At 72.4% G+C, this 5,847-nt stretch carries 5 protein-coding genes; 1 reads left to right on the forward strand and 4 read right to left on the reverse strand.

The window, feature by feature from the left end; all coding sequences use genetic code 11:
• Positions 1-495, forward strand: a 495-nt coding sequence (locus tag FNH04_RS40050) for a class I SAM-dependent methyltransferase (RefSeq protein ID WP_152791053.1), incomplete at its 5' end; no start/stop codon positions are given.
• Between the two features lie 22 nt (positions 496-517).
• On the opposite strand, the gene FNH04_RS40055 is transcribed toward FNH04_RS40050, so the two are convergent.
• From FNH04_RS40055 to FNH04_RS40070, 4 genes are all read right to left on the reverse strand, one after another.
• Positions 518-1,696 carry a glycoside hydrolase family 6 protein gene (locus FNH04_RS40055; protein WP_152791055.1) on the reverse strand — a complete coding sequence of 393 codons (1,179 nt, stop codon included), beginning with the start codon at positions 1,694-1,696 and terminating at the stop codon, positions 518-520.
• Positions 1,697-1,886: 190 nt separating this feature from the next.
• Positions 1,887-3,038: an XdhC family protein gene (locus tag FNH04_RS40060; protein ID WP_152791057.1), complete on the reverse strand. Its 1,152-nt coding sequence runs from the start codon at positions 3,036-3,038 to the stop codon at positions 1,887-1,889.
• Positions 3,039-3,048: 10 nt separating this feature from the next.
• Positions 3,049-5,493 (reverse strand): xanthine dehydrogenase family protein molybdopterin-binding subunit, encoded by a 2,445-nt coding sequence (locus tag FNH04_RS40065; RefSeq protein WP_152791059.1) that lies wholly within the window; start codon positions 5,491-5,493, stop codon positions 3,049-3,051.
• Positions 5,494-5,496: 3 nt separating this feature from the next.
• A partial coding sequence (locus FNH04_RS40070) for a (2Fe-2S)-binding protein (protein WP_228031895.1) occupies positions 5,497-5,847 on the reverse strand: 351 nt, incomplete at its 5' end.

Consider the following 5,847-nt stretch of genomic DNA (forward strand, 5'->3'; position numbering starts at 1 on the left):
GATCTGGGGTGTGGGCCGGGGCGGCTGACCGGTCATCTCGCCTCCCTCGGGCTGGACGTGTTCGGGATCGATCTGTCGCCGGAGATGGTCGCGGTGGCGCGGCGGGTGTGTCCCGGAGTGCGGTTCGAGGTCGGGTCCATGACCGCGCTGGGCCTCGAGGACGAGTCGCTGGCCGGGGCGCTGGCCTGGTACTCGACCGTGCACACCCCGCCGGAGGAACTGCCGGTGGCTTTCGAGGAGTTCTACCGGGTGCTCGCCCCCGGCGGGCAGTTACTCATGGCCTTCAAGGTCGGCGACGGGTCCACGCGTCTGACACACGCGTACGGCCATGACCTGGACCTCGACGTGTACCGGTTCCCGCCCGGCCTGGTGTCGGAGCTGCTGGTCGAGGCCGGGTTCGTCGAGGTCGCACGGCTCGTACGGGAGGCCGAGGGGCCGTACGAGAAGACCCCCCAGGGGTATCTGCTGGCCCGCAGGCCCGGCCCCTCCGCCTGACCCACGGGCTTCGGCAACGACGTCAACGTCCCCCGAGAATCGGGGGATCGGCCAACCGCACCAGTTCCAGCGCCTGTTCGCGGAACCAGTCCCCCGCCTTCGGGTCGACCATCCCGCGCTCCGGGTCCTCCGGTCCCGCGGTGCCCCGCAGGCACAGTCCGTCCGACTCGCCCGGAATCTTGATCCACAGCCTGGCGTCCTGCAGCGGGTCGCCCGTCCGCAGCGTCGGGCGGGCGCCCAGGCCCCGGTCCGGCGGGTTGCACCAGTCCTGCGGGTCGGTGTACTTGCCCGGCGGCGGGGTCCACGTCCCCCGGCCGTTGCGGCTGGAGTCCGTCACGAAGTGCTTCATCCGGGACGGCGGTACGTGCACGTTCGCGTCGATCCAGGACTGGGCGTCGGTCCGCGGCCACCACTGGTTCGGGCAGTCGGCGGCCGCGCCGCCTCCGTCGACGTACGCGAGGCAGGACGAGATCAGCTTGCCGTACCAGGAGGTGGCGTCGTCGGTGTGGTAGTTGGACGTGTTGGTGTAGAAGCCGGTGGCCCGGGCGACGCCTCCCCTGAGCAGGCGCGGCACGATCGAGTTGACGCTGTGCCAGCCGGGGTGGCCCGTGTCCAGGTAGACCCGCACGCCGCGCAGCGGCTCCAGCTGGTCCACGGCGTAGTCGACCTCGGCGTACCGCGCGGTGGTGAGAGTGCCCTGGGCGTCGTCCTGGCCGCAGTCGGCGGGGAGCAGGGCCAGTGAGTCGGGTTCGAGGATCACCATCGCGCCGTGGCCGCGGACGCCTCGGGCGACGGCGTCGATCCACGCCTTGTACTCGGCGGTGTTGGAGGCCCCTCCCCCGGAGTAGTTGGAGCAGTCACGGCCGGGCACGTTGTAGAGCGCGAACACCGGTACGGCGCCCTCGCGCGCCGCGTCGCGTACGACGCCCCGGGCCAGCCGCTCCACCTCCGCCGGGCTCTGGTCGCCGTACCAGACGGCCTGCGGGGTGTTCACCATCGCCACGATGCCGGCGGCGTCGCGGAACTGACCGGCGCGGAGCAGGTCGCGGACCTGGCGGTACGCGTCGGGGTTGGCGTCGGGGACGTACAGGGAGGCGCCGCGGTCGACGGTCTCGTCGGCCGCGGCGGGCGTGGCGGGGGTGAGGCACAGCGCCGCCAGCCCCAGGGACAGGGCGGCGAGCCATGCTGAGGCACGTCTCATGCGGTTCACTCCTGAGTCGCAACGGTCACTGGGCGAGGGACTTGCGGGAGCGCTCCCACGAGAGCGTTGCCCAGGGGTATGCGTGCGTCAAGACCCGCGGCGCGGGGCCGAGAAAAGCGGCTCGGAAAGGCGATGCAGGAAGGCGATGCGGGAAAGCGATGCGGGAAGGCGGTCCGGAGAGCGGTCCGGGTCAGGCCACCGAGCCGATCCGTCCCGTGGGTTCCGGCCGCGCGTCATGGTGGATCGGGATGTGGGCACCGGTCAGGGACACCCCGCTGCCGCCGCGCCGGTTCGCGACGATCTCCGCGGCGATGGACAGGGCCGTCTCCTCCGGCGTACGGGCTCCGAGGTCCAGACCGATCGGTGAGCACAGGCGGGCCAGCTCCAGCTCGGTCACGCCCACGGCGCGCAGCCGCTCGTTGCGGTCCAGGTGGGTGCGGCGGGAGCCCATCGCGCCGACGTACGCGACCGGCAGCCGCAACGCCAGCCTGAGCAGCGGTACGTCGAACTTGGCGTCGTGGGTGAGGACGCACAGCACGGTCCGCGCGTCCACCTCCGTGCGCTCCAGGTACCGGTGCGGCCACTCGACCACGACCTCGTCCGCCTCGGGGAAGCGGGCGGCGGTCGCGAACACCGGGCGCGCGTCGCACACCGTGACGTGGTGGCCGAGGAACTTGCCGACGCGGACCAGTGCCGCCGCGAAGTCGATCGCACCGAAGACGATCATCCGGGGCGGGGGGACCGAGGACTCGACGAGAACCGTGAGCGGTGCTCCGCACCGCGAGCCCTGCTCGCCGATCTCCACGGTGCCGGTGCGGCCGGCGTCCAGAAGGGCACCCGCCTCGCCCACGACCGTCCGGTCCAGTTCGGGATGCCCGCCGAAGCCGCCCTCGTACGAGCCGTCCGGGCGGACCACCATCGCGCGGCCCCGCATCTCCCCCGGGCCCGACACGATCCGCGCCAGTGCCGCCGCCTCCCCGCGGGCGGCGGCGGACAGCGCGGAGGCGACCACGGGACCGGCGGGGTCGGTGCCCCTGACCGGCGTGACGAGGACGTCGATGACACCGCCGCAGGTCAGTCCGACGGCGAAGGCGTCCTCGTCGCTGTAGCCGAAGCGCTCCAGGACGGTCTCGCCGTCCGCCAGCGCCTGCCGGCACAGCTCGTACACCGCGCCCTCCACACAACCGCCGGAGACCGAGCCGATCGCCGTGCCCTCGGTGTCGACGGCGAGCGCCGCGCCGGGTTGGCGTGGCGCGCTGCCGCCGACGGCCACCACGGTGGCCACCGCGAAGTCGCGGCCCTGCGACACCCACCGGTCCAGTTCCTCGGCGATGTCCAGCATGGTTGTTCTCCTACGGCTTTCCCGTCAGGCCCTTCTGGCCCGTCAGGTGTTCAGGACGTACTGGCGTCCTGTCGAGTTCCAAACCCGTCGCCGCGCGGATCGCCGCGAGGACCGCCGGGGTCGACGACAGGGTGGGTGCCTCGCCGACGCCGCGCAGTCCGTACGGGGCATGGTCGTCGGCGAGTTCGAGCACGTCGACGGGGATGGCCGGGGTGTCGAGGATCGTGGGGATGAGGTAGTCCGTGAAGGAGGGGTTGCGCACCTTCGCGGTCCTCGGGTCGACGACGATCTCCTCCATCACCGCCATGCCCAGGCCCTGGGTGGTGCCGCCCTGGATCTGGCCGACGACGGAGAGGGGGTTGAGCGCCTTGCCGACGTCCTGGGCGCAGGCCAGTTCGATGACCTTGACCAGGCCGAGCTCGGTGTCGACCTCGACGACGGCCCGGTGCGCGGCGAAGCTGTACTGGACGTGGCCGAAGCCCTGCCCCGTGCGCAGGTCGAAGGGCTCGGTGGGCCGGTGCCGCCACTCCTCCTCGATCTCGACCGCGTCGTCGCCGAGCACGTCCGCCAGGCTTGCGAGGACCTCGCCGCCGTCGGTGACGACCTTGCCGCCCTCCATGAGCAGTTCGGCCGTCGCCCACGCCGGGTGGTGGGCGCCGAACCTGCCGCGTCCCAGCTCCAGGACCTTCTCGCGTACGAGCTCGCAGGCGTTCCTCACGGCACCGCCGGTGACGTACGTCTGGCGGGAGGCCGAGGTCGAGCCCGCCGAGCCGACCCGGGTGTCGGCGGGGTGGATGGTCACCCGGGCGACGCCCAGTTCGGTGCGGGCGATCTGCGCGTGGACGGTGACTCCGCCCTGGCCGACCTCCGCCATGGCCGTGTGCACGGTGACGACGGGCTCGCCCGCGATGACCTCCATGCGCACCCTGGCCGTCGAGTAGTCGTCGAAGCCCTCGGAGAAGCCGACGTTCTTGATGCCGACCGCGTAGCCGATGCCGCGGACGACGCCCTCGCCGTGCGTGGTGTTGGACAGGCCGCCCGGGAGCTGCCGTACGTCAGGGTCCTCACCTGCCGTGAGCCACTGCTGCTCGGGCGGCAGGGGCATCGCCTTGACGCGGCGCAGGAGTTCGGCGACCGGCGCCGGGGAGTCGACGACCTGCCCGGTCGGCATGACCGCGCCCTGCGACATCGCGTTCAGCTGCCGGAACTCCACCGGGTCCATGCCCAGCCCCGCCGCCAGCTTGTCCATCTGCGCCTCGTACGCGAAGCACGCCTGGACCGCGCCGAAGCCGCGCATCGCGCCGCAGGGCGGGTTGTTGGTGTAGAGGGCGAGGGCCTCCACCTCGACGTCCTCGACGACGTACGGGCCGACGCCGAGCGAGGCGGCGTTGCCGACGACCGCCGGTGAGGAGGAGGCGTACGCGCCGCCGTCGAGGACGATCCGGGCCTTGACGTGGGTGAGTCTGCCGTCCTTCGTCGCCCCGTGCTCGTAGTGGAGCCTGGCCGGGTGGCGGTGGACATGCCCGAAGAAGGACTCGAAGCGGTTGTAGACGATCTTGACCGGCTTGCCCGTGCGCAGGGCGAGCAGGCAGGCGTGGATCTGCATCGACAGGTCCTCACGGCCGCCGAAGGCACCGCCCACGCCCGCCAGCGTCATACGGACCTTGTCCTCGGGCAGCCCGAGGACGGGGGCGATCTGGCGCAGGTCGGCGTGGAGCCACTGGGTGGCGACGTACAGGTCGACGCCGCCGTCCTCGGCGGGGACCGCGAGGCCCGACTCGGGGCCGAGGAACGCCTGGTCCTGCATGCCGAAGACGTACTCGCCCGCCACGATCACGTCCGCGCGCTCACGGGCCCGGGCCACGTTCCCGCGGATGATCGGCTGGCGGTGGACGATGTTCGGGTGGGCGACATGGGCGGCATGGTGGTCCGTGCGGTTCTCGTGGACGAGGACCGCGTCGGGTGCCGTCGCGGACGCCTCGTCCGTGATGACCGGCAGGTCCCGGTACTCGACCCTGATTTTCGCGGCGGCGCGGCGGGCGGTCTCCGGATGGTCGGCGGCGACCGCGGCCACTGGCTCGCCGTGGTGGCGGACCTTGCCGTGGGCGAGGACCGGGGTGTCCTGGATCTCCAGGCCGTAGTTCCTCACCTCGGTCGGCAGGTCGTCGTACGTGAGGACGGCGTGCACGCCCGGTGTCGCCAGGGCCTCGCTGATGTCGATGGAGACGATATCGGCGTGGGCGACGGTGGAGCGCAGGATGTGGCCCCACAGCATGTCCTCGTGCCACATGTCGGACGAGTACGCGAACTCGCCGGTGACCTTGAGGGTGCCGTCCGGGCGGAGCGTGGACTCGCCGATGCCGCCCTGGGTCTGCGAGCCCTGGGTGATCCTGGTGGGAGCGCCGACGGGGGCGCCTCCCTGCTCGAGCGAAGCCGAGAGCTTGGGGGAAGGCATCTCTCAGACCGCCTCTCCCTGCCGGGCGGCCGCCAGGCGGACCGCGTCCATGATCTTCTCGTAGCCGGTGCAGCGGCAGAGGTTGCCGGACAGCGCCTCGCGGATGTCGGCGTCGGTCGGGTTCGGGTTGCGCTCCAGCATCTCGTCCGCGGCGACCAGCAGCCCCGGGGTGCAGAAGCCGCACTGGACGGCGCCGGCGTCGATGAACGCCTGCTGGATGGGGGCCAGTTCGGTCCCCTCGCCGGTCAGCGAGTCGGCACCCCGCGCCGACCACCGCCTGGCCTCGTCGAGCGGGTTCCCCGAGCCGTCGGCCCCACACGCGCCGGCGCCGGACCCGCAGGCCCCCGCCTCCCC

This window comes from Streptomyces phyllanthi, from assembly GCF_009377205.1.
GTDB classification, from domain to species: Bacteria; Actinomycetota; Actinomycetes; order Streptomycetales; family Streptomycetaceae; genus Streptomyces; species Streptomyces phyllanthi.